We start from the raw sequence: 23,619 nt of genomic DNA, 5'->3' as shown, positions 1-23,619 counted from the left end.
CTGTAAATTCAATGCATTAAGTGGGTTTGGACCCCTCTTTCTGCAGTGCCCCCAAACGCCAAGCCACCAATAAGCCACCGTCTGAGTTGCAATAAAGACGGGATAGCGAGGCTTGCGCCTGCCTGCAACTGTTATGGTGTTTTCACTGCTATCGGGAACAGGCTTCAGGCAGTGTGGATCAATGATGCCGTGATCATCACCCATCTGTGGGGAAGTCGAAAACGACCGCCCGCAACCATCCAAGAGGGCGTGAGACTCAACTGTCGCTCGCGTTCGCCCTGGAGCCACTGGCGCGTCGCAACCAGTGCAATCAATTCAGATGGGGGAGGGTGGAAAAGCCTCAGCATAGACCGTCTCGGCCCAGACAGCCTCCTCAGGCGTCAGAGCAGTAAACTCATTCTCTCGCGCGCGCCGGGATAAGGTGCCGTTGTTCTGCTTGAGAAATCGAAACAGCAGATCGAGACGGGCATCAGGAAGAGCCAGTCTTTGTTCAATGCGTGTCTTGAACTGGTCATAGCGCTCAAGGAACAGGAGTTCTTCCGGCAGGTCCTTTTCGATCGTCTGGGCGACGCATTCGAACAGGAACTGGACGTGTGGTGTGGCGTCAAAGTAGCGGTAAAAATCAGCCGTCTCATTCAGGACTTCGACATTGTGGGTGTCTGTTTCCCGCCACCGAATGAAGGGCAGGATACGTTCTGAATGAGAGCGGAGTGTGTCCCGGTACTCGATGATGCGTGACAGAAACGCACTCGATACAGGAAAGACGAGGCCGGGCGGATTGAATCCTGAGGCGGCGAGTTGATGGTGGATCAGGTATCGATGGATGCGCCCGTTACCGTCTTCGAACGGATGTATATAGACAAAGCCGAATGCAATCAGCGCGGCAGCAACGACCGGATTGAGGCCGGACGCGTCTGTATTTGCAAAATTGAGCAACCCCGCCATGAGCGCCTGCAGGTCTTCAGCCCGAGCGCTGATATGTTCGGGCAGGGGAGAGCCACTGTGGCGATCACGTCCTCCGACAAATCCCCCCTCGGTGCGGTAGCCCATACGCATGAAGCGGGCGTCTGGAATGACGATCCTTTGCAGGCGGCAGAGTTCTTCGTTGCTTAGGCGATTGCGTCCTGCCTGGGCGATGGCCTGTCCCCAGCTATGCAGCCGGTCCTGTGGTGGGTTTTCGCCCTCGATGGCAAAGGACGAGCGGGAGTCGGCGAGCAGCAGGAAGGCAGCCGCCCGGGCAACAAGGTCATTGCCAATCGGTCGGATAATTGCTGCCGCCTCGCCTGCAAGGTCGCGTTCAAGAAATGCCTTGATTGGCGGTGAGAGAGTAACCAGCGGACAATAAGCAGCCGAGCCCGGCAAATTGTTCCGGACCCTGTGGCGCTGCGAATTGGTCCCACGGCACGCAATCTGAATGTCTGGGTTCAGCGCATTTGTGTAACCTACGGCGCCAGCATCGGGCAGGTCGAGCGTGGTGCCGGTCAGCCATTCAAAGAAAAACCAGGCGCGCCTTGCATACTGGCCGTTCGGACTGGCGCGAACCATGTCTTCGACCGGGGCTGCCCCGGTTTTCAGGAAGAGGGCTTTCAGGATCAAAAGGTCCACAGGCTCATAGCGGAGCGCGAAGGTCAGGTGTCCTGCAAAACCTGGATCCGGCAGATGGCGCGGAGAATAGAGCTGCCAGCCATCTGCAGTTATCTCCGCAAAGCTTGGCTTTGCTCCACTCAGCATGCGCGGGAGCGGGATATCGAGGTCGTAGGCGTGGATCAGAGCCGCATAGCCACACAGCCGCACACCTTCGGGAACGTGCCGGTCGCGAAAAACCCTCAAATCGGGCGAAAAATCATAGTTTTCGTCGGGCACGATGAAAAACCCTCAAAGCACAAATCTGATCTAATTGTATTCTTCCCGAAAAACACTCACAAAATACGAATAATGTTCAAAATATCGAAAAACTGCGAAAAGTGATCAAAAATTGAGTGTAAGCGAGGTCGCCGATGAGGTCTTCGAGGCCTAACCGATCCCCGTCCATTAATAAGCTTGTAGCCTGCTTTTCCGGCGCAAAAAGCAGGTTAAAGGCTGTTTTCGCTTCTCAGATGTCGATTGGTGAGACGCTTGAGTTCGGTCGACTTAGGCCAGAGCAGCCTGGACGATTTCGCGCGGTCCGTCCGCAAGACGTGTCGCGCCCTGCTTTAGCCGATCCCGCCACGCCGGTCCCCGACCTGCCGCCTCTTGCAGGGTGTCGGCAAGATCGTCCTGCCTGCGTTTGGCAGCGAGCGCTTCGACAAGAAGGCCAGCTTGAACAACATCTTTGTCGGACTTAACAGCACTCTCGCCAGCTTCGTGCCGCATGGTCGATACAATCAGCTTGTGAACTGCGTACCGCTCCGGAGACGGAACATTCACGAGTGTGCCGAAGCGCGTGAGGATCGCCGCTTCGGTCGTATCTCTCAGCAAGAAGTCCAGAAAGCGTAAGGGAACAGCATCGGATCGGAGGCTCGGCAGGTTGACCGGAGCGTCCCGGTCGGCGCCGCGATTGGTGGTGAGGACGTCGACCCGGTATCCACCAGGGCGAGAATAAGTTGCGGCGATGTTGGGGCCTGCCAGGGAAGGAACCGGCGCGAATTCCTTATCGACAGCTTTCAGGACGTCGATCAGGGAAACGTCGAGTGAGTCATTGAGCGCAACAGACACGCCATAGTCTTGTGCGAGATCGACATCCCCGGTGCGTATAGCAGCACTCGGCAGCCTCACACCTAGAAGGCCGGCATATGCCTGGAAAGCGATGGTGCCGACAATCACACCTCTCAGGCAGAACACACCAGCCTCCGCGAACGCTTCGATCACGGCGCCCGTCAGCGAGTCCGGCTCGGGCAGGCCTGCGCCCGAAAGCGAACGCCGGATCGCTTTGCGCGTATCGGCATGCGCCTTCGCATTCATCGCGCTTTCGATGGCCGTCTGGCGCTCTGGCGTGTCAGCGCCCAGATACCGTTCGGGCGGGCGGCCCTGCGGAGTTGTTGGTTCCTGAACATACCAATAGTCTTTTCCCGAGATGCTTCTTTTTCGGAAGGTCGAGCCTTCTGGAAAATCAGACGCTGTCGCAAGCCGCAGCTGGTCTATCAGCTCGGCGTAGCTGGTCTGGATGACGAGGGGGAGTTCCTGGATGGCCATTTACCGGCAAAATACAAAAATGCCGGTAAAAGTCAATAGTCGTAATGATTTCAATCCACTTACCACACGAAAATCCTCTCGTGTGGTAAGGGCGATCAGGGCGTGACTTGCCAAGCTCACCTGTGGCAACGATTGCAGCGCCAGTCAAAGCCGGTTGCTAATGGTCGAAGCCTGAACGGTGTTGGTCACGACAGCTTCTGCAAACTTCTGCCTGATATAGTCCCCGGGATATCTGGGGCGCCCCGCACGAATAGAATAGGGCGGCCATTGACCGCGCACGCGGCGTTTTTCAAGGCCAGCCACGGTCCACCCCGTCAGCTCTGCGCACTGTTTCGGTGTGAGCCAGCTGGTTTCATTGGCGAAATCGGCTTCACTGATTTTGGTTCCTGCCATTGGTCATACTCCACAACTTGATACCTAGTTCTTTCTGCGTCCGGTCAGGATCTCCTGGCCCGCCTGAATCCGCTGTCGCTCGCCAAAAAAGTCTCGAGCATCAGAGGCACGAGCGCGGCGGCCGGAACCTCGGCCCCATGAATCTCCGAATGGATCCGCGCATAGTCGTCGAGGTCTGCCGCCAGCGGCGGATCGACCAGTACGACCAGCTTCTGCGGTGTCTTGTCCGGCAGTGGCCCGATCTTCAGGCTGGTCTTGCTCATTGTGGGTGTCCTTCTTCGTAGGGTTTCAGAACGATGTCCTTGTTCACGAGCACGCCGAGCCGCCAGCCCGGACGGATCGTGATCGAGGGTTGGACGTCGAGGTTGCGGCGTACGATTTCCTGACCGGCTTCATTGGCGCCTGTCTGGGCCGAGCGGCGAAGCGCCCGGGCGATATCGCCTTCATCGTCGCTTGCGAGCTCGGACCCAACCCCCAGCAGCGTTGAGAGCGCAACGCCCTGCAGGAGCTTCCAGGAATGATAATCGACCTTGTCTTCGAGGCCGGCATAGCCGCGGGCATCAACGCCCGCGAGATTGTCGATGCGGATCGAGGAGCCGTCCGGCATCACGATCCGGCTCCAGACGAGGAGCGCGCGCGACTGGCCAAAAGCGATGACACTGTCATAGCGCCCGATCAGCCGCGCGCCTTGCGGCACAAGAACAGTCTCGCCCGTTACCGTGTCATAGACCGGGCTTGTCACCTGCGCGATCACTTGCCCCGGAAGATCGGAGTTCACACCGGTTAGCAGCGTCGCCGGAATGATCGTTCCCGCCATCAGCTGGTAAGGCGAAATGGGCGTCTCGAGCCGGTGCGGATTGTAGATCGATGGATCCGGCTCCTCGCCCAGAAAATCCAGTTTCCTCACCTGCCGGTTCGGATCCTCGCTCAGCGACGATCCGAACGCACCCTCTCGGGACGGCGCAAAAGCTGACAGGTCTGGAAAGCTCAACGAAGCTGGCGTCGCGGACGCAACACTCCCAATGACGTTCTTCGATCCCGTGCCTGAGTCCACCTGGAAAAATACCCCGCTCCCGCGCGCCGCATCGGTCAGCGCCGCTTCACGTGCCCGCAGTTCCGCCTCCAGCGCCGCCAGTTCCTCGCGCATCGGATCTATTTGAGGCGCATCTTTTTCCGGCAGCCCCATACGTCCTTCGCGCTGCGCCTTCAGGACCGGCGTCCCGAGGTCTCCCGGAAGCGGTGGCCCGAGAACATCTTCCTTCGGCGGCAGTTCGCCATAAGACTTCGGAAGCGCAGCCAGGCCGTCCGCTTCCGGATTATGCCCGGTATTGTAAAGCTCGCGCGCGGGACCGCCGGCATCGTCCTTCGGGCCTTGCAGGGCAAACGCCAGCGAGCCAAGGACGATTGCGCTGCCGGTGCCGACAAGCACCATCAGAGCCCGCCTGGAGAACCTCTTCACGGGCCGGGGTTTCCCTCGGATTTCCAAAGGCCGGGGAGGAGGGGTAGCCGCTTCTGTCATGGCTTCGCGCTTCCAAGATCATTGCGCGCGATCTTCACGACATCCTGGCGCTTTTCGCCAAGGCGGAGTTCTGCGCGGGCGAACAGTCGGTCGACGACATAATAGTTGTGGTCTGCCTCCCGAAAAGTGGTCCGTTATTTGAGTTAGTTCCGGCTTCAGATATGGAGCTGAGACATGGGCAAGAGAGCCAAGCCTGAAGAGATTATTGCGAAACTGCGGGAGGTGGAGGTTCGCCTCGCTCGCGGTGAAACTGCAGCTTCGGCGGCGCGCGCCGTCGGTGTGACCGAACAGACCTACTACCGCTGGCGCAAAGAGTATGGCGGCCTGCAGGTCGACCAAGCCAAGCGCATGAAAGATATGGAGAAGGAAAACGCCCGGCTTCGGCGCGCAGTCTCTGATCTCACGCTGGACAACCAGATCCTTCAGGAAGTCGTGCGGGGAAAGTTCTAAGCCCTTCGCGTCGTCGTGCTGCAGTCGATCACGTGGTGGAAGAGCTTGGCGTCTCCGAACGCCGGGCTTGCCGTGTGATCGGCCAGCACCGTTCGACCCAGCGCAAGCAGCCCATACGGCGAGATGATGAGGACGCCCTGACATCGGCGATTATCCGCCTGGCCGAACGGTTCGGCCGGTATGGCTATCGCCGGATCACGGCGCTCCTCAGAAATGATGGCTGGCATGTGAACGAGAAGCGGGTTTACCGCATCTGGCGACGGGAGGGGCTGAAAGTGCCGATGAAACAACCAAAACGCGGTCGTCTCTGGCTGAATGATGGCTCGTGTGTGCGGCTGAGGCCGGCGCACAAAGGCCATGTCTGGTCCTATGACTTCGTGCAGGACCGCACCCATGATGGACGTGTGTTCCGCATGCTGTGTGTGGTCGACGAGTTTACACGGGAGTGCCTCGCCATCCGAGTCGAGCGAAAGCTGAACTCACGGGATGTCCTCGACACGCTGGGTGAGCTGTTCGTTCGGCATGGGCCGCCGGAACACATACGCTCTGACAATGGCCCTGAGTTCATTGCAACAGCCCTCCGTGACTGGCTGGCACGTATCGGCGTGAAGACGCTCTATATCGAACCGGGAAGCCCATGGGAAAACGGATACTGCGAAAGTTTCAACTCCAAGCTCCGGGACGAGTTGCTGGCGAGGGAAATCTTCTTCGATCTCAGGGAGGCCCAGATCCTGATCGAAACCTGGCGGCGGCACTACAACACCGCGCGCCCGCACTCTTCTCTGGGCTACCGGCCACCCGCTCCACAAACCATCTTGCCCGCGGCGTTCATACCGCCTTACTGTGAGGAGGTAGCGGCATGAACGCCGCTACGTGAAAACCGCCGGACTAACAAAACCGGTGGACCACCCCTGTGGGGCAGAGCAATGGGTCTCGGGCGAGATATAGGGCTGGATACGGGGTTTCATTGGCCATTCCCCGTGAGATCGATACCGGTCGCCTGTTCAAGACTGTCGGCCTGCACGAGGGCATCGAATAGGCTGGGCTGAGGAGCGCCTCGAGCCGCCGCTCGAGACCTACCCGACCGGGTGGGCGCAGAGACCTGCGCGCGATCCCTGGCGGCATCCCGTGTTTTCTGAGGTCCGAGGCCCTCACCATCGGGTTCAATCTCAGCGGCCTGCATCAGGCCTTCATGGATCGACCGGACTTGCCGGCCCCAATCGTCTTCCCGCGCACCTGGAATGCAGGCAGCAAAGTTCGGCGCGTCCTTCAGCCGTTCGGTGAAGTTCTGGTCTTCATAGTAGCGAAGCTTCATCGCCCGCACGGGAGGTGAGCCTGCGACAAGGACCAATTCCTGGTCGGCCGGCAATTGCATCACTTCACCGGGTGTCAGCAGCTGGCGGGCGGTTTCCTGGCGGGACACCATCTTGTGCGAGAGCCAGGGCGCCAGCCGGTGGCCGGCATAATTCTTCATCGCCCGCTGCTCGGTCTTGGTGCCGAGCGCATCGGAAATCCGCTTGGCCGTCCGCTCATCATTGGTCGCGAACGCGACCCGCACATGACAATTGTCGAGGATAGCATTGGAAGGGCCATAGGCCTTTTCGATCTGATTGAGCGATTGTGCGATCAGGAAGGCCTTCAGCCCATAGCCGGCCATGTAGGCGAGGGCGCTCTCGAAGAAGTCGAGCCGGCCGAGAGCAGGGAACTCGTCCAGCATGAATAGGACACGCCGCCGGGATTTCGGTTCAGCAGAAGACATCTGCGGCGCCAGCAGGCCGCACGCCCCGAGAAGGTTCAGCGCCAGCGACTTGCCGCGCGAAAGCACAGACGGATGCACGTCCAGATGTTCCGTCAACCGCCGGCCGACCTGGTTCAGGATGAGACGCATCAGGGGTTTCGTCCGCGAGAGATCAGACGGCGGCACGACCAGGTAGAGCGACAGCGGCCGGTCGCCGGACACCAAATCCTCGATCCGGAAATCGCTCCGCGAGGTTACTTCAGCGATCACCGGGTCGCGATAGAGCGACAGGAAGCGTAGTGCCGTCGACAGCACACCGGAGAGCTCGTTCTCCGACTGGTTCATCAGCTCACGGGCCGTCTCGGCGACCACGGGATGCACCTTCGGTGCCTCACCCGTGCCGAGATGATTGGTCCGCAGCATGATCGACAGCGTCGTGCGGAAGGTCCGGTCAGGATCAGCAAGGAAGCTTGCCACCCGCGCCAGCGTCTTCTCCCGCTCGGCATAGAGGACGTGCAGGATGACGCCGACGAGGAGCGAGTTGGCCTTGTCGACCCAGTGCCCGAGATCGCCGAGCTTGCCCTGCGGGTCAACCAGGATGTCGGCAATGTTCTGGACATCCCGCACTTCGCAGGGGCCTTTACGCACTTCCATCAGGGGATTGAAATGCGCTGACGCAACATCGGTCGGATCGAACCGCAAACAGTGCGAGAATTCTGAACGCCAGCCCGATGTCAGCTGCCAGTTCTCGCCCTTGATGTCATGCACAAGGACGGAATGCGGCCAGGAAAGAAGCGTCGGGACGACAAGGCCCACACCCTTGCCGGACCTTGTCGGCGCAAAGGCCATGACATGATCGGGGCCATCATGGCGGAGATAGGAGCCATGAGCCTGTCCGAGGAATACGCCGGCAGGCTTCAGCAGACCTGACTTGCGCAAGTCCCTGCCTTCCGCCCAGCGCGCCGAGCCGAAGGTCGAAACCCGCTTGTCCCACCGCGCCCGGAGGATCGATCCCGTCACGGCAATCACAATGGCCGCAACGCCGCCCGATCCGGCGATCAGTCCGCCCCGGTCGAACACATCCGGCGCATAGGCATCGAAGGAATACCACCAGCCGAAGAAGGCCCAAGGTACATAGACCGGCATATCGAGAATGACGAAGAGCGGCTCGCCCAGACGCGGCGACCAGCCGAGCGAACAGGCCGTCCACTCCGTCGCGCACCAGAGCGCCACCAGGACGACAAGCAAGACGAGGATGATCTGCCAGAAGAGGTTCGTGCTGCTCTGCCCCACAGGGGTGGTCCACCGGTTTTGTTAGTCCGGCGGTTTTCACGTAGCGGCGTTCATGCCGCTACCTCCTCACAGTAAGGCGGTATGAACGCCGCGGGCAAGATGGTTTGTGGAGCGGGTGGCCGGTAGCCCAGAGAAGAGTGCGGGCGCGCGGTGTTGTAGTGCCGCCGCCAGGTTTCGATCAGGATCTGGGCCTCCCTGAGATCGAAGAAGATTTCCCTCGCCAGCAACTCGTCCCGGAGCTTGGAGTTGAAACTTTCGCAGTATCCGTTTTCCCATGGGCTTCCCGGTTCGATATAGAGCGTCTTCACGCCGATACGTGCCAGCCAGTCACGGAGGGCTGTTGCAATGAACTCAGGGCCATTGTCAGAGCGTATGTGTTCCGGCGGCCCATGCCGAACGAACAGCTCACCCAGCGTGTCGAGGACATCCCGTGAGTTCAGCTTTCGCTCGACTCGGATGGCGAGGCACTCCCGTGTAAACTCGTCGACCACACACAGCATGCGGAACACACGTCCATCATGGGTGCGGTCCTGCACGAAGTCATAGGACCAGACATGGCCTTTGTGCGCCGGCCTCAGCCGCACACACGAGCCATCATTCAGCCAGAGACGACCGCGTTTTGGTTGTTTCATCGGCACTTTCAGCCCCTCCCGTCGCCAGATGCGGTAAACCCGCTTCTCGTTCACATGCCAGCCATCATTTCTGAGGAGCGCCGTGATCCGGCGATAGCCATACCGGCCGAACCGTTCGGCCAGGCGGATAATCGCCGATGTCAGGGCGTCCTCATCATCTCGCCGTATGGGCTGCTTGCGCTGGGTCGAACGGTGCTGGCCGATCACACGGCAAGCCCGGCGTTCGGAGACGCCAAGCTCTTCCACCACGTGATCGACTGCAGCACGACGACGCGAAGGGCTTAGAACTTTCCCCGCACGACTTCCTGAAGGATCTGGTTGTCCAGCGTGAGATCAGAGACTGCGCGCCGAAGCCGGGCGTTTTCCTTCTCCATATCTTTCATGCGCTTGGCTTGGTCGACCTGCAGGCCGCCATACTCTTTGCGCCAGCGGTAGTAGGTCTGTTCGGTCACACCGACGGCGCGCGCCGCCGAAGCTGCAGTTTCACCGCGAGCGAGGCGAACCTCCACCTCCCGCAGTTTCGCAATAATCTCTTCAGGCTTGGCTCTCTTGCCCATGTCTCAGCTCCATATCTGAAGCCGGAACTAACTCAAATAACGGACCACTTTTCGGGAGGCAGACCACCGATCACGCGGCAGGCCCGACGTTCGGAGACGCCGAGAACTTCCACCACATGACCGACCGCATCGCGTTTGCGGGAGGGGCTCAGAACTTTCCCTGAGCGACTTCCTTGAGGATCTGGTTATCCAAGGTGAGATCGGAGACCGCCCGGCGCAGACGCTGGTTCTCCTTCTCCAGCTCCTTCATCCGTTTGGCCTGGTCGACCTGAAGGCCGCCATACTCCTTGCGCCAGCGATAGTAGGTCTGTTCGGTCACCCCGATCGCTCGCACAGCTTGGCCGGTCGTCTCTCCGCGGGACAGGCGGACTTCCACCTCCCGCAGTTTCGCAATGACTTCTTCAGGTTTGGCTCTCTTGCCCATTCCTCAGCTCCATAATCGAAGCCGAAACTAACTCAAATAGCGGACCACTTTTTCGGGAGCAGACCAGGCAGGCGATCGAAAGACCCATGCGGCTGACACGTCCCAACCTGAATAGACAGCGCCGATTTTATTAAGTTCATGTTTCAGTTCAGGCGCGCCCCTCAGAAACCATCCCAAAGATAATGAAACACAATAAGCAGGGTCCTGAAGAGACGCACAGATCGGGAACCAGGCTGGCCTGCTCCTATCTCTCCGGAAAGTCAGGTTTTTTCTTGAAGTTTGATCATTTTATTAAAACCGCCATTTGCCTCTCTGCGCTAGTTTGGGGACATGCAGCGTTTCATTCACTCATTTCCAATGGGGCCTCTCGCTCAAAGGGCGCGCCAGCTCGTATCCATCGGCCTTCTGGTAAGCGTCATCGGTGGGATCCAGGTTTCGTTCATCCTGGTCCAGGCGCTTTCTTCTGAAGTTGCGATTCGAGTCCTCTAGCTCGGTTTCTTGCCGCAGCTGCGCGCAATTGCCTCGGTGATTGGCATGCCGGCAAGGGACTTCTTAGAAATTCGCTAACCATGTCGGGTTAATCCAAACCGGTTGATTGTTAACCCGGGGGGCGGCCTTGGCCGGTCATAAGCGCAAACCTGCTTCGGAATTTGCCGGATTTCGCACGGCGAGCGGTATATTGGTCCTGCTTGGCGTTGCGATGATTGCGGCAACCCCGACGACCGACGGAGTCCAAGTCAAACTGGCGGCTGTGACGGTCGCCGTGCTCATGGTGATGGCATGGCTAAAGCCGATGGGTGGGCCCTTCCGGCTGTTCACCCTTTTGCTGATTGTCTTCACCAGTACGCGGTACATGATCTGGCGCGGGGTCGAGACCATTCCCCATGATTCTCCTGTGACGCTGATTGGCGGCCTCATGCTGTTCGGCGCCGAGGGCTATGGGTATGTTCTTCTGCTCCTGTCCGCCTTTCTGTCTGTCGACATTTTCCGGCGCCGGCCAAAGCCTGCGCCATTATCGCCGGAAAAGTCGCCAAGCGTGGATATTCTGGTCCCCAGCTATAATGAAGATGAAGACCTGCTCGAGGTGACGATCACCGCGGCGCTCAATGTCAGCTATGCTCCCGGCAAGGCGAAAGTTTACCTGCTGGACGATGGCGGGACGGTGGCAAAGCGAAACCAGGCCGATCCGGCAAAGGCCGCCGAAGCCCTGGAACGGCATGAGCGCCTGCGCGCGCTTTGTGACCGCCTGGGGGCAACCTATCTGACCCGGGAAAAGAACGAGCACGCCAAGGCTGGAAACATCAATTCTGCCCTGCAACATACCGACGGCGACCTGATTCTGATCCTTGATGCCGATCACGTCCCGTCGGCAGATATATTGTGGAGGACGGTCGGCTATTTTGTAGACGACCCGAAGCTGTTCCTTGTCCAGACACCGCATTTCTTCCTGAACCCCGATCCTCTCGAACGCAATCTCGGTACGTTCCGCAAAATGCCGAGCGAAAACGAGATGTTCTACTCGGTGATCCAGCTCGGTCTCGATAGCGTCAATGCCTCTTTCTTCTGCGGTTCGGCAGCTGTCTTGCGCCGGGAGCATATCATGGAGATCGGAGGCATAAGCGGAGATACGATCACCGAAGACGCTGAAACAGCATTGGAGCTTCATTCACGCGGATACCGGAGCGCCTATGTCGCCCGGCCCATGGTTGCGGGGCTCGCGCCGGAGACGTTTTCCGGGTTCATCGTGCAGCGCATGCGCTGGGCCCAGGGAATGGTCCAGATCTTCCTGCTCAAGAACCCGCTCGTTAAGAAGGGGCTCAGCCTTGCCCAGCGGATCGGGTATCTGAATTCCTGCTTCTACTGGTTCTTCCCGCTTGCCCGCATGATCTTCATCCTTGGGCCGTTGCTCTACCTTTTGTTTGGGGTGCGGGTCTATGTCGGCGATTTCGATGATTTCCTGATGTACGGCGCCCCGCATATTGTCGGCTCACTGATGTTGTCGGCAACCTTGTACGGGCGCACCCGGTGGGCCATTGCGTCGGAGCTTTATGAAATAATCCAGACGATTCATTGCAGCGGCGCCATCCTCCAGGTCCTGAAGAACCCGCGTGCACCGGAATTTGCCGTGACGCCCAAGGGGGAGTCGCTTGAGTCGGAGTTTGTCTCTCCCCTTGCGAAGCCCTTCTACTGGCTGATTGGCATCGTGTTCCTGGGGGAATGCGCCGGGCTGATCCGGTTGCTGGTAGACCCGATCGGTCCCGGAGTGGTTGGTGTCCTCCTGCTCTGGAACTCCTTCCACTTCTTCCTGCTCATTGCCGCCCTCGGAGTGCTCTATGAGCGGCCGCAAAGGCGTATCTTTCCGCGCTTCGAGCGCGAAGGAGCGGTCCACCTCGATTTCATTGGGAAAGGTGTCACGGCCCGGCTGACCGACATCTCGATCACCGGGCTTGGCTGTGTCTTGCCTGCCGGCAGTGATTGCAATCCTGAGCCAGGTGACCGCGTTCGTCTGGATGCGGTTGATCTCGGAATGGCTCATTCACAGCAGATTGACCTGCGCGTTGAAAAGGTATTCGGGACGAGTGAGGCAAGGCGCCTCGGGTTCAGCTACGTCATCGAAGACCCGCTTCAGTGGCAGACCATTGTGGCGCTGGTTTATGCGCGCAGCCAGAACTGGAAAACATTCCAGGAAGAGCGCGCGACATCCGAAGGGATGGTGCTGAAGGTAATCTTCCTGATGCGTGACAGCCTTCATCACGCGATGGCACACATTCGATATCTCAGACGGGAACGGAATACATGAAGAAGCTTTTGCTTGGTCTTGCAATATGTCTGATTGCGGACGGCGGAGCCGTTTGCGCCGAAGAGGCGGCTGACACGTTTGATGTCTTTGCCCGTGCGCCTGCACAGGCAGACATCGTGACTGAACGCCGGGCGAATGGCACCTATGTCACCCGGATCCCGTTCGCGGCGGTCCGGTCGGAATGGGGCGATATCCGCCTGCTCGGCGCGAGTGCGGAGGCGGCAGTTTCCATCAATCTCGCACCTCAGGCCAACATCCTGTCCTCCCGCCTGGTGATGCGCCATGTCAATGGGCTCAGCCAATCGAGCCTCAAGCCTCAGCTCCGCATGGCGCTCAACAGTCATTTCCTGGCGCAGCTGCCTGGCGTGACCGAGACGGGCGCGGCAATCAATGAAGTCCCGATCCGGACAGATTTCCTTCAATCGGGCTACAATACACTGACCCTTGATGCGGTTCAGCGATATACGCTGGAGTGCCAGGATCCGCTGGCGGCGGAACTATGGACCGACATTGATGCGGTCCGTTCCTATTTTGAAATCACCTATGAGCGGGCCAGGTTTTCCATGTCCCTTGCGGACCTGGATGCCATCATCACGCCGGGGGTCGGAGGTGTGGAATCGCTTGGGATTGTCACCGCTGATGAGGTATCGGCAGACACGCTGAAATGGGGCACGCTTGCTGCCCAGGGTGTCGGCAACAGGCTTAAACATACCCTGCCGAAAATCTCGCATCTCGGCGTTTCAGACCTTTCGGATCCGTCCGGGGGCAGGGGCAGCAGGGCATTTGATGCCATGGACCTGATCGTCATCGCGGCACAGGAAGACCTTCCTGCAGACCTCAGAATGCCCGGGCAGGACATCCCGCCGGGATATGCATATTTGTCGATCCGCCCGTCGCCATTCAATGAAGAGCATTTCATGCTCGTGATTTCCGGGAGTACGCCGGAGGGGGTTGAGCGGGGCGTAGCTGCGTTCAGTACCATGGATTTTCCCATGGATGATGCGCCCGAACTTCTCCTGGCGCCCTATGATGTGCCTGCTGCCGGCGTTCCAGCGGTGACGGGACCGGTGGGAGTAGATCGCACCTACCGGTTTTCCGAGCTCGGTCTTGGCGACACATCGGTATTCGGCGTGGAGCACAAGGCGATCGAGCTGGAATTCGAATTACCAGCCGATGTCCACTTCGAAGAAGGAGAAGAGGTGGAGCTGGCACTCGATTTTGCCTACGGCGCCCATCTTGAGCCGAGTTCGGTTATCAATATTCTGGCCAACGGCCAGTTCCAGCGCGCGATCCCGATGAAGAACGCCAATGGCGAAGTCAATCCGGGGTATGTGATGCTGATCGAAGCCACAGCCCTGAAGCCGGGATTGAACCGGCTTGCGTTCGAGGTAGAGCTGTCAGCCCGCCAGGAAGGGCACTGTGTGAGCCGCAGCATGCGCCATCTCGCCTTCGTCCTGAAAGGGTCGTCGACGATCAGGCTCCCTGCGGCCGAGCGGCTGGCGGTCCTTCCGAATCTCGCCCTGGTTTCGGAGACCGGATATCCCTATTCAGGACTGGAAAGCCGTTCGTTTGCGATTGTTGCCTCAGACAGCGATTCGGCAACACTGGCGGCGACCTGGCTGATGGCTGCCAAGCTCGGGCAACTGCACGGGGCCGTTTTCACGGACGCAGACTATGCGATCGGTGAAGTGCCAAAGCAGCAGGACGCGCTGCTTGTCGGAGCGACCGGAGGCCTGTCGCGGCGGCTGCCGGCTGAGTTGCGCTTGTCGAGCCGCAGCCAGACGGTTGCGGCGCAACTTGTCAGTGGGGCGGTCGACCTGCCTCAGGCCCTCTCGGTTCGTACGCTGGGGCAAAATGGCCTTATCGTTGCAGGAGAAACAGCGCCCGGGACGGGGCGGTTGTTGACCGTCGTGACGGCACAAACCCCGGAACGTTTGCTCGTCGCTGTTGAAAACCTGGTGGAGCCTGCATTCTGGAGCCAGATGAGCGGCGGGGCGGCAATCTGGCGTGACCATCCGGCGACGTTCGTCACGCAGGCGCCGGCGGATGTCTTCTTTGCCGGAACCGCGGATGCGACAACACGCGTCCGCATGATGAGTGGCAGGGCGCCCTGGGCCTGGGTGCTCGGCATTGGTGTTCTGCTCTTCGCAATGGCGACGCTACTGGCCGGACTTGCGCGCTACATGCGCTCGAGGATCGACTGAGCATGATGCGCCGGTCCATTTCCGTTCCCGCATTGCTGACAGGGCTGGGACTTGCCCTCCAGGGAAGCGCAAATGCACAGACGGGGTCTGGCCGGATTGAGCAGGACCCGGCGGTCAGGGCGATCGGGATTCCCGGTAATCCGGATTTGTCCGGCGATCCGGAAGACCTGCAGGAACCGCCGGCATCGGACATCGAACAGGTCCGAAACCTGGCACAAAGCGGCTCTGCGGCGCTCTCATCCAGGCGGCTGGAGGAAATGTCTGCGGGATACCCCGGCTGGCAGGTCCCAGCGGACTTGCGCCGGCGGATTGCTGTGGGAGTCAAGGAGGAGAAAGTCTCCGACGCGCTGTCACGGCATCAATGGGATACAGTTTTGCAGACCCTCGGTGGCCTGGAAGCCGGAGAATGTGAGGACAGGCGATTCCTTCGGGCGCGGAGGGAGGCCCTGAAGGGCCAGGATGCCGCTGGCGCATTCGCTGACTTCTACCTGCACACGATAGAAACATGCGACCCTCAGCTGGCGGCAGAGATCCTGACAGGGACAGGTGTAAATCTCGGTTCTGAGGCAATTGCCGGGTTGTTGGAGCTTCCGGTCTTCACGCAGGAAGATGAGCTACAGGGGAGTGGCCTCATCAAAGGGCTCCGAAGCGAATTGCTGGGCGAGCTGTTTGAGCGCCAGTTCGGGGACGGGATGCTCCTTGAGGCGGTCGAAACGGCGAGAAAATCACGACGCCCGGATTTCCTGAACAGATTGGCATGGGCTTTTCTCGAAACCGATCCCGAGCAGGCTGCGTCCCTGTTTGCTGCGGCGAGTGTGGAAGTTAGCAATCCTGAATCAGGCTATGGGCTCGCGCTGGCGTATCGTGCGGCTGGGGCGTTGCCAGGCGCCCTTCGTGCGTTGGAAGAGCAGGGCGATTTAGGTGAGTTCACTGCCGATGCGACACATCTGAAAAGCCAGATTTTTCTGGACCTTGCCATGAGCGCCGCAAACGCCGCTGACTATGCGGCGGCTCATGAATATCTCGGCGCAGCGCTCCTGGCCGATCCTGGAAATGATAAAAGTGTCGCCGAACGCCGGGGCGCTCTCTACCTCCTGCAAGCCGCTGACGCGCTGGACGCAGGAGAGTATGAGCAAGCCGGTCAGTTTTCTGTCAAGGCCCTGGATTTTCCCGGCACGCGTGTTGCGGCAGAGGAGCAGCTGGCCTGGGCGCGGTTCAATTCCGGCAAGGCTGAGGAGGCGTATACCCTTTTCGAGCGCCTCTATGTCGAAACGGGTGAAGACCGGTTTGCCGATGGATGGGTCCTCGCTGCGGCGCGAACCGGGCAACTGGCGCGGCTTTCGCGCTCGGCGCCGGAAGCCTCCTATCTCAGCCGCCGCCTGGTCGCGCAGCGGGCCGGGATCGCATCCGACAGGGGCGACTATTTCCTGGCCGTGAGCCTTGCTCCGGGTAAGGCGCCTGAACTGCGCGGGCTCGGAAACCTGTCCGTCCGACAAAGTCTCAGTATGCGGCAGCAGGAGGACGGCTCGCCTGATGGACAGTTTGATACTGCAACCTACCGAACTTCTGTCAGTGGGCTGATCGGCGGGCAGCTGGTGGAGTTTGGTGTTGTGGGCCTCGATGTGTCGCCCTCCTCGGGCGCCGGTGTGCCATATCTTTCGAGCGGGCTCTTCTGGAGCCCTTACCTCTCTTATCTGAAAGAAGGTGATGTGCGGGTTTCGGCTGAAATCGGCATAACGCCTGCCGGCGCGGATCTTGCGCCCCAGCCTGTCGGGCATGTGCGTGTCGCGCACAGGTTCGCTGAAACTTTTGTTGAAGGAGGCATTTACCAGCAGGGGCGGCGCGACAACGCCCTGGCCCTGGTTGGCGGTCAGCAAAGGGAAGGCGCCCGGCTGGTGGGTCGGATTCTCGAAACCGGCGCAGACCTCAGTTTGCGCACCCCTGTGGGAAGCAATCTTGTCTTGGGATCAAATGCAGGTGTTTCGAGCCTTGATGGTGCGGGAACGCTTTCCAACAGCCGTCATGACCTGAGGATCAGCCTGTCTCGGGCCTTCCGGCTTGAAGGGTTTGATTATTTCAACACCGGACCGTTCGTTCAATATGATGCCTATCGGAGGAATCTTTCGGCCCAGTCGGCCTCCCAGGCGGGGTATTTCAGTCCACAGATATTTGTGCAGTCGGGCTGGGAGCTGAACTTTCAGACGGATGCGTTGCGACAAACCCTGTATCGCGCCGGCGTGTCCATCGCGCATCAATATGTCGAGGAGAATGCGCCTTCCGGATTGCCTGTGTCCGGCAGGACGTCGTCTGCCTCCATCTCAGGCGCAGTCGAGTTTGCCGCGGGGTACCGTTTGAGCGAGCACTGGATCGCGACGGCGCACATGTCGGGCCTGACGTCTGGCGTGTTTGATGACGTGCAGGCCGGGATTTCCCTGACGTTCACGCCGGGAGGACGCCGCGGCCTGGTGCGCAGGGACCTCGAACCCGATCCTTTTGCAAATGACCTTTGGGGAAGATGATGACCAATCGGTCCGGGACTTCAAGACCAGGTTTCAACAGGCGGGTCGGCTGGCGCAAACTGTCAGATCCCACAATATATCGTTCGCTTCATGTTGCTGGCATTCTCGGGTGTTTGCTGGGTTTCATGCTGTTTGCGCAGTTTGAAGCCGGACGCGCCGGAAAGACGGATGCATCCGCTGTGAGGATGTGGGCAGGCACTCTGGCGGCCAGCGTGGATAACAAACTCATCAATGCATCGCTCCTTGCGGAAGAGTTGGAGCCGGAGGTCGAGGCCGTACTCGACCAGGGGCTGGATGCAAAATCGCGCCGGCAAGCTGCAGTAGAGCTGAGGGCTGAACTCGCCCTCAGGGACGTCGCGGGCATTCTTCTCGAAGACGCAAATGGCGGAGCGCGTACGGCGTTCGGTGATGTGCCGCCGCTGTCGCCTGCGTGGGCGCAGAGTGAAAATTCTTCCACTCGCTTGCTCGGATTGCAGCGTATCGAAGCCGTCCAGGGAAGCTACATTCTCTACCGTCCTGACATGCAGGGCCCAGCCGGAGACAGGGCTGTTCTTGTGTTCAGGGCCGAGCAGTTCATGGAGATATTGCAGCAGTCCGGCGCACCTTCTTTTCTATTGAGCGAGGATGGTGACCTGCTGGTGTCGAGCCAGGGAAGTGGTGGGCAGACCACACGAGACGATCTCGCCCTGTTTGAAGCAGCCCGCCAGGTGCTGCGTGCATCGGAAAGGCGTCAAAAGGCGCTCTCGGAGCTGGGCAGGCGCCTTAACGAGGCAGGAAGTGTCTATGCCGAGGAGAACACAGGCGCTGGCCTCGCACACATCCTGGTCATGCGGGCCGAAAAGGGGCCAATTGCGGCCCTTTATGCATTTCGAACCGACTTGCTCTATCTCATCGGTCCCTCCCTGATTGCGATCCTTCTGGTCCTGTCGCTTATTCAGAATGAGTGGCGCCGGCAGGACCGCCTGGCGCTGGAGCGGGGCAATATGTCGGCACGTGCGCGCATCGCCGGGGAAATCATGTCGGCCGGCATTATCGACTGGTCCGTCCGGGAAGGTGGGGTCTCTTATTCCGAGGGATGGGCAGACATATTCGGGTATGCTTCACCGCCCCGGCATGAAGAAGTATTTGATTGGGTTGAACGCATTCATCCCGAAGATCGGGAAGGCGTCCGGGCTGCTTATGAAGAATTGCAGTCCGGTACCCGGCAGGACCTTGCTCACACGATCAGGGTTCGTTCAGCGGCAGGGAATTACCTGACAATCCGGGAACGCGCCCGCGTTCATGAAGACGCTGCCACCTCGGACAAATTTGTCGTCATGGTTCAGACGCCAGCCTGAGCGTGAGGTTCAGAAGGACGCGGCATGGCATATTCTGACCTCGTGCAGCCAGGCTGCAGGATCAAATAGAATTCCCGTCAAACCAGGTTTAAAGTGTCGATCCAGGGAGCTTCAGCGGGCTGGATTGCTGGCTTGGCGTTTCCTTATCTCTTTAGGGCACCTTCAGGCGAAGCGATGCTTCGCCTGTTTTTTTGCGGCCAGGCTGAGAGACCTCCCAAATTACCTTGAATCGGCGGTACCTGCCCGATTTAATCCGGTCTCTGACCTGGCGCGGGGCAGGCGCTTCGGTGATGTGCTAGACGAACAGTGTCTGGCGATGCGCGCGCTCAATCCGGACCGTATCGGTATCTGTCAGGCCCGCCTGGTCCGCAAAGGTCTGCCATTGCGAAACCGCGCCGGATACCTCCTGCAGAATGGTCCTGGCTTTTGCCGCTTTCAAGCCGCCGACCTTCGCGAACGAGACCAGGTCGTCGACCTCAAACCCATCGCGTTTACCGTTGACACTCATCTGGTGCCGGCTCGTCCAGTTTCCTGACGGATTGTAGGAATATGCGATATCGAAAGCGGGCGAGAGCCGCCAGGCGCCCTGCCGGTTCATCAGAAAGGCAATGTTCTTGACGTGGTCATCCTGGTTCCGGGCAAGCACGTTCAGGAAGGTGCGCCTGACCTGCTGCTCGACATCGCGCATCGGAAGGCCCAGGCGGCGAATGGTTTGCAGGGCTTGCTCATAGGCATAAGCGCCGGCACTGTTGAAATCGTAATGCATCAGGGCGCCAAGAGACTGCATGTGCAGCTTGCCGCCTTTGGGTGTGCGATCAAAGCGCCGCGTCATGAAGTGCGCGCGTCCTCCTTCTTCGTGCAGGCGGCAGTCTTCCATATCGATACCTGCTGCGCGCGCCATCAGGTGGTAGGCATATTCGATCCGGCCAAATCCTTGAGGGTCGGCGAGTTCCCGGTCCTTGTTGCCATGAACGCCGTCAAACTTCATGAGCCATTGGGAAAAGCCACCGGCGACCGGTGCCTGGCCTGAGCGGAACTCACCTGTATCCGGGTTCCAGGCCAGTACGGCCTTCGCGCGAGCGCCGCCAGCCGATGTTCCGACCCTCAGGATGTCTTCAATAGTATGATGATCGTCATCACCGGCGAGCTTTCCTTCGAGCGCCACTCTCTCGTCGAGCACGCGGTTTGCCAGTGCTACCAGCGCGTCGATTTCGACAGTTCGAGATGACCGTGGCGCATCAGTGATCAGCGGTCTGAATTCGAGCGCGCCCATGCCGCGGGTGCCTGTGTAGCAGAGGCGTTCGACGGGAGTGAAACTGCCGGGGGCGCGTCCCCGCGCGGAGAGCCAGGCATTGATCAGGGTATTGCCGAACCTGTCCGGCAAACTGTCGGCGAGCATGCCAGGCAGGCCTCTGAAAGTTTCGCGGGACAGGGATGGAAATTCGTAAGGCCTATCCGCCAGTGGCATCATCAGGGGCGCGACTTCAATCCTTGAGCGCGAGAATTCAGGCGTATACTGAAAGACGCCAAGGCCGCGGTCGGGCAACCAGGTGATGGCGCCAATGTCGCTGCCCCACAATATGACGCGCGCCGTGTCGGTCATTCTTCGTCCCTGGCTTCTTCGGCCCAGCGCCATTCTGCTGGTTCGGTGCGTCTGCTGCTGGCGCGCTGGCGCTTGGCGCCGTCGAAGCGAACACGGTCGACCGGTCTCACGGCGGGGTCGGGCAGAAGGGCGGCGAGATGATCGGTCAGCCTTAGTGCCTGCATGATGCGCACAAAGGAATCCAGCGAGACGGGCTTGCCATCCGATAGCCGTGTCAGCGTGCTGCGGGAGATGCCAGCTTCTTCTGCAAGGTCGGCCTGGGCGATGTTCCGGCTGAGGCGGATCTCATCAAGGCGTTTGCCGAGCGTTGCAATAATGGCAGAGCTGGAAGCGGTAGAAAAATCGATTTTGTGTGTCATTTGTGAGGCATAGGTATTCTTTTCAGGAGTTTATGCTTCAAATACCATACATTGTCATGTTTGACCATGCGGTGCGTTTTTAGAGCATCATAAATAATGCATAGAAGCCTGATTTGAAGATTAATGCTCCAAAATTGCATCAAAGCGGACAGTATCCACCTGCCGTGATTGCCTGGAATGCGCGATGATGCCCGGCCTGGTTGACGATAGGTTAAACCAGGTCCCGGATTTCAGCATTCCCGACAAAGAGTTCGCCAACCAGGACATGCTAGAAGCAGCCGGTGAGGAGTTCATCCAGATGGCAGCATTGAATAAAGACTCTTCTCGTGGAGCGGTTCCAGCGCCTGGAGGGTATCGCGCGTTGCAGCGTCGGACCGTCGTGTTTGCATCCCTGACTGCGCTATTTGTCATGGCTGTCACGATCGGTGCCATGTCTGTCTCTGGAGACTATGGCCTGAACGCGGGTACCTACCTTGATATCGTGACAGCCTTGGTGCTCCTCAGCGCGCTTTATCTGGCGATACGCGACATGCATACGAATTTGCGCGCGTTTCTGGTCTGTATCATTCTGCCGCTCAACCTGTTTCCGATGGTTGTCCTGGACGGGCAGGGCGCATGGCTGGCATTGCTACTGCTATCGGCGACCCCGCTCGTATGGGGCGCGCTTACGAGACCTGTCATCTGTGCGGCCTATACAGGCGGTCTTGTGCTTTTCCTTTTCGCATATGTCGGGGTCAGCGGGGCGTTTCAGATCCATGCGGCAGGTGAAGACCAGTCAGCGGTCACGGCCGTGATCTTGAGTGTGTTGTCGGTTGCGCTGGCTGTAGCCTCGTCCGTTCCTCAGCACCTGATGAAAACGGCCTATTCCAAACTGGAAAAGGCGCTTCTGGATGAAGCCAGCCAGCGCGATCGTCATGCTCATTATGCCAGTATGGCGTCTGACTGGCATTTCGAAATCGGTCCCGATGGGGAAGTGATTGACTTTTTCGGGTATGCAGACGCGGTTGGACGAAACTGGGAAGACCTTCTATCCGACTGGGCCGGAGATGGCTTTGAGTTCCGCAAGGCCGTCAGCCGGAATCAGGCCTTTCGCGACATAAAAGCGAGCCTGAAAATCAAGGACCAACTGCGCTATGTCGAAGTCAGCGCAGATCCTGTCACTGACCGGCAAGGCAGGTTCTGTGGTTATCGGGGAACTGTGCGCGATGTAACGGAAAGAGCCACCGCTGAGCGCCAGCTCAGAATGATGGCGAGTTCGGATTTGCTGACCGGGCTCGGCAACAGGCATGCATTTGACCGTATCCTGAAGAGTGGGGAGTCCGAGTGCCGCCCAGGCGCGATCCTTTACATCGATCTCGATAAATTCAAGGACCTCAATGACCGCCATGGACATTCTGCAGGCGATGAAATTCTCCGGCATGTGGGCCATCAGATATCATCGGCTGATTGGCCAGGCATCAGCGTTCAGGGTTTTCGGCTTGGCGGCGATGAGTTTTGCTGCATTGTGGAAGGCGTAATTGACAGGCAGAGTCTGCAGGAGCTCAGCGAAAGCCTTGCATTGAAGATCGGGGCCTCCATTCTGAATGCCGGGGCAGAACTTAGTATAACAGCATCGATGGGTAGTGCGCTCAGGCTGGAAAATGAGCCTTTCCAGGACACACTCGAACGAGCAGATATGGCGGTCTACGAGGCCAAGGCTAGGGGTGGCGGATCCGTTGTGATTCCGGACGACGAGATGGTGTGCGCGTTTGAGAGAAAGTCAGCGCTTCGCCGCGACCTGCTCAGTGCCATTGCCAACAGAGACATCGAAGTCGTTTTCCAGGCGATCTTTCAGGCCAAATCCCGTAAACTTGCCGGTGTTGAAGCCTTGGCCAGGTGGAACCATCCGAAGTTTGGTCTTCTTGCGCCTGCTGACTTCATGGAGAGTGCCCGAAACAGCCGTGACATCATCGCATTTGGCCAGCATGTGCTGGAGATGGCGTGTCTGCAGGCGGTGAACCTGTGTCCCGGGACACAGGGCGGAGTACAGCTGCATGTCAATTTCTGTGCGACGGAGGTTCTGTCACCCGGTTTTAGCGCATCCGTTGTGCGCATTCTGTGCCGTACAGGATTTCCTGCTCAGCGTCTGACAATCGAGATTCCTGAAGTCTCGATCGGTGGCAATATCGGGGCACTGAAGCCGGTCTTCGAGGAACTGCGCGGACTCGGTGTGAAACTGGTCCTGGACGGGTTCGGGTCTGGGCACGCCTCCCTGACGCATCTTGGGGAACTCAAGCCGGACGGGATCAAGGTCAACCGTTCCCTGCTTGAACAAGGGGATGCCGGGCAAGTGCCCTATGCGATGGCCGGCCTCATTTCAGGATTGTCGCGAACGCTTGGAATAGAGCTGACCGCGGTCGGAATAGAATCAGAAGAACAGGCGCGCCTTGCTGCTTTTGCCGGTTGCTCAAGTCTGCAAGGCTTTTATCTGGGACGACCAAAACCGACTATTGCGGTCGCAACTGGTGTCGAGTGGTCTGCATAAAGATCAATTGGGCGCAGGCAAACCCGTTCCCTCTTGCGTCTTTAAGATGACCGCCTGCCTATGAGCGGAAGGGCGCGTCAGAACAGCCGTTCGAAA

The 23,619-nt window shown here is 59.1% G+C and carries 15 protein-coding genes and 2 pseudogenes; 6 read left to right on the top strand and 11 right to left on the bottom strand.

The window, feature by feature from the left end; genetic code table 11:
- Positions 1-315: 315 nt before the first annotated feature.
- From R3C98_RS11010 to R3C98_RS10985, 6 genes and pseudogenes are all read right to left on the bottom strand, one after another.
- Positions 316-1,863, bottom strand: a complete 1,548-nt coding sequence (locus R3C98_RS11010) for a Fic family protein (protein ID WP_371314135.1) — start codon at positions 1,861-1,863, stop codon at positions 316-318.
- 267 nt (positions 1,864-2,130) lie between these two features.
- The gene (locus tag R3C98_RS11005; RefSeq protein WP_371314134.1) at positions 2,131-3,171 is read right to left on the bottom strand and encodes a GSU2403 family nucleotidyltransferase fold protein; all 1,041 of its coding nucleotides are present in this window, start codon (positions 3,169-3,171) and stop codon (positions 2,131-2,133) included.
- 144 nt (positions 3,172-3,315) lie between these two features.
- Positions 3,316-3,564, bottom strand: coding sequence for a hypothetical protein (locus tag R3C98_RS11000; protein WP_371314133.1), 249 nt, complete (start codon positions 3,562-3,564; stop codon positions 3,316-3,318).
- A 44-nt stretch (positions 3,565-3,608) separates the two neighbouring features.
- Entirely contained in the window at positions 3,609-3,827 is a 219-nt protein-coding gene (locus tag R3C98_RS10995; RefSeq protein ID WP_371314132.1) for a DUF2274 domain-containing protein, read from the bottom strand.
- Positions 3,824-4,996 carry a TrbI/VirB10 family protein gene (locus tag R3C98_RS10990; RefSeq protein ID WP_371314131.1) on the bottom strand — a complete coding sequence of 391 codons (1,173 nt, stop codon included), beginning with the start codon at positions 4,994-4,996 and terminating at the stop codon, positions 3,824-3,826. The genes R3C98_RS10995 and R3C98_RS10990 overlap by 4 nt, the downstream gene beginning before the upstream one ends.
- 83 nt (positions 4,997-5,079) lie before the next feature.
- Positions 5,080-5,190 (bottom strand): annotated as a pseudogene (locus R3C98_RS10985) (P-type conjugative transfer protein TrbG); the annotation flags it as partial.
- Positions 5,191-5,257: 67 nt separating this feature from the next.
- Here R3C98_RS10985 and R3C98_RS10980 point away from each other — a divergent pair.
- A protein-coding gene (locus R3C98_RS10980; RefSeq protein ID WP_371312552.1) for an IS3 family transposase occupies positions 5,258-6,396 on the top strand; the annotation gives its coding sequence in 2 pieces (ribosomal slippage) (positions 5,258-5,516 and positions 5,516-6,396; 1,140 coding nt in all).
- A 101-nt stretch (positions 6,397-6,497) separates the two neighbouring features.
- Here R3C98_RS10980 and traG read toward each other — a convergent pair.
- The 3 genes and pseudogenes from traG to R3C98_RS10965 all read right to left on the bottom strand — a co-directional run.
- Positions 6,498-8,564 (bottom strand): IncP-type conjugal transfer protein TraG, encoded by a 2,067-nt coding sequence (traG, locus tag R3C98_RS10975; RefSeq protein WP_371314130.1) that lies wholly within the window; start codon positions 8,562-8,564, stop codon positions 6,498-6,500.
- A 50-nt stretch (positions 8,565-8,614) separates the two neighbouring features.
- Positions 8,615-9,753, bottom strand: a protein-coding gene (locus R3C98_RS10970) for an IS3 family transposase (RefSeq protein WP_371312552.1) whose coding sequence is annotated in 2 segments (ribosomal slippage) — positions 8,615-9,495 and positions 9,495-9,753 — 1,140 coding nt in all. Because the reading frame shifts where the segments join, the coding sequence is not laid out codon by codon here.
- Between the two features lie 65 nt (positions 9,754-9,818).
- Positions 9,819-10,177 (bottom strand): annotated as a pseudogene (locus R3C98_RS10965) (transposase); the annotation flags it as partial.
- A 616-nt stretch (positions 10,178-10,793) separates the two neighbouring features.
- Here R3C98_RS10965 and bcsA point away from each other — a divergent pair.
- The 4 genes from bcsA (at position 10,794) to R3C98_RS10945 (ending at position 19,037) form a co-directional block, all read left to right on the top strand.
- Positions 10,794-12,977 (top strand): UDP-forming cellulose synthase catalytic subunit, encoded by a 2,184-nt coding sequence (gene bcsA, locus R3C98_RS10960; RefSeq protein WP_371314129.1) that lies wholly within the window; start codon positions 10,794-10,796, stop codon positions 12,975-12,977.
- Complete coding sequence (locus R3C98_RS10955; RefSeq protein WP_371314128.1) at positions 12,974-15,181, top strand: cellulose biosynthesis cyclic di-GMP-binding regulatory protein BcsB; 2,208 nt, start codon at positions 12,974-12,976, stop codon at positions 15,179-15,181. The genes bcsA and R3C98_RS10955 overlap by 4 nt, the downstream gene beginning before the upstream one ends.
- Before the next feature lie 2 nt (positions 15,182-15,183).
- Positions 15,184-17,700, top strand: coding sequence for a cellulose synthase subunit BcsC-related outer membrane protein (locus R3C98_RS10950; RefSeq protein ID WP_371314127.1), 2,517 nt, complete (start codon positions 15,184-15,186; stop codon positions 17,698-17,700).
- 212 nt (positions 17,701-17,912) lie between these two features.
- Positions 17,913-19,037 carry a PAS domain-containing protein gene (locus R3C98_RS10945; protein WP_371314126.1) on the top strand — a complete coding sequence of 375 codons (1,125 nt, stop codon included), beginning with the start codon at positions 17,913-17,915 and terminating at the stop codon, positions 19,035-19,037.
- Between the two features lie 295 nt (positions 19,038-19,332).
- On the opposite strand, the gene R3C98_RS10940 is transcribed toward R3C98_RS10945, so the two are convergent.
- Together R3C98_RS10940 and R3C98_RS10935 are read right to left on the bottom strand one after the other, a co-directional pair.
- On the bottom strand, positions 19,333-20,640 hold the full coding sequence (locus tag R3C98_RS10940) for a type II toxin-antitoxin system HipA family toxin (protein ID WP_371314125.1): 1,308 nt from the start codon (positions 20,638-20,640) through the stop codon (positions 19,333-19,335).
- Positions 20,637-20,999 carry a helix-turn-helix domain-containing protein gene (locus R3C98_RS10935; RefSeq protein ID WP_371314124.1) on the bottom strand — a complete coding sequence of 121 codons (363 nt, stop codon included), beginning with the start codon at positions 20,997-20,999 and terminating at the stop codon, positions 20,637-20,639. The genes R3C98_RS10940 and R3C98_RS10935 overlap by 4 nt, the downstream gene beginning before the upstream one ends.
- Positions 21,000-21,183: 184 nt before the next feature.
- Here R3C98_RS10935 and R3C98_RS10930 point away from each other — a divergent pair, with 184 nt between their 5' ends.
- Positions 21,184-23,523, top strand: coding sequence for a putative bifunctional diguanylate cyclase/phosphodiesterase (locus R3C98_RS10930; protein ID WP_371314123.1), 2,340 nt, complete (start codon positions 21,184-21,186; stop codon positions 23,521-23,523).
- Positions 23,524-23,619: the final 96 nt, after the last annotated feature.

Source organism: Hyphomonas sp., assembly GCF_041398465.1.
Lineage (GTDB): Bacteria > Pseudomonadota > Alphaproteobacteria > Caulobacterales > Hyphomonadaceae > Hyphomonas.
This window is presented reverse-complemented; position numbering and strand designations above follow the sequence as displayed.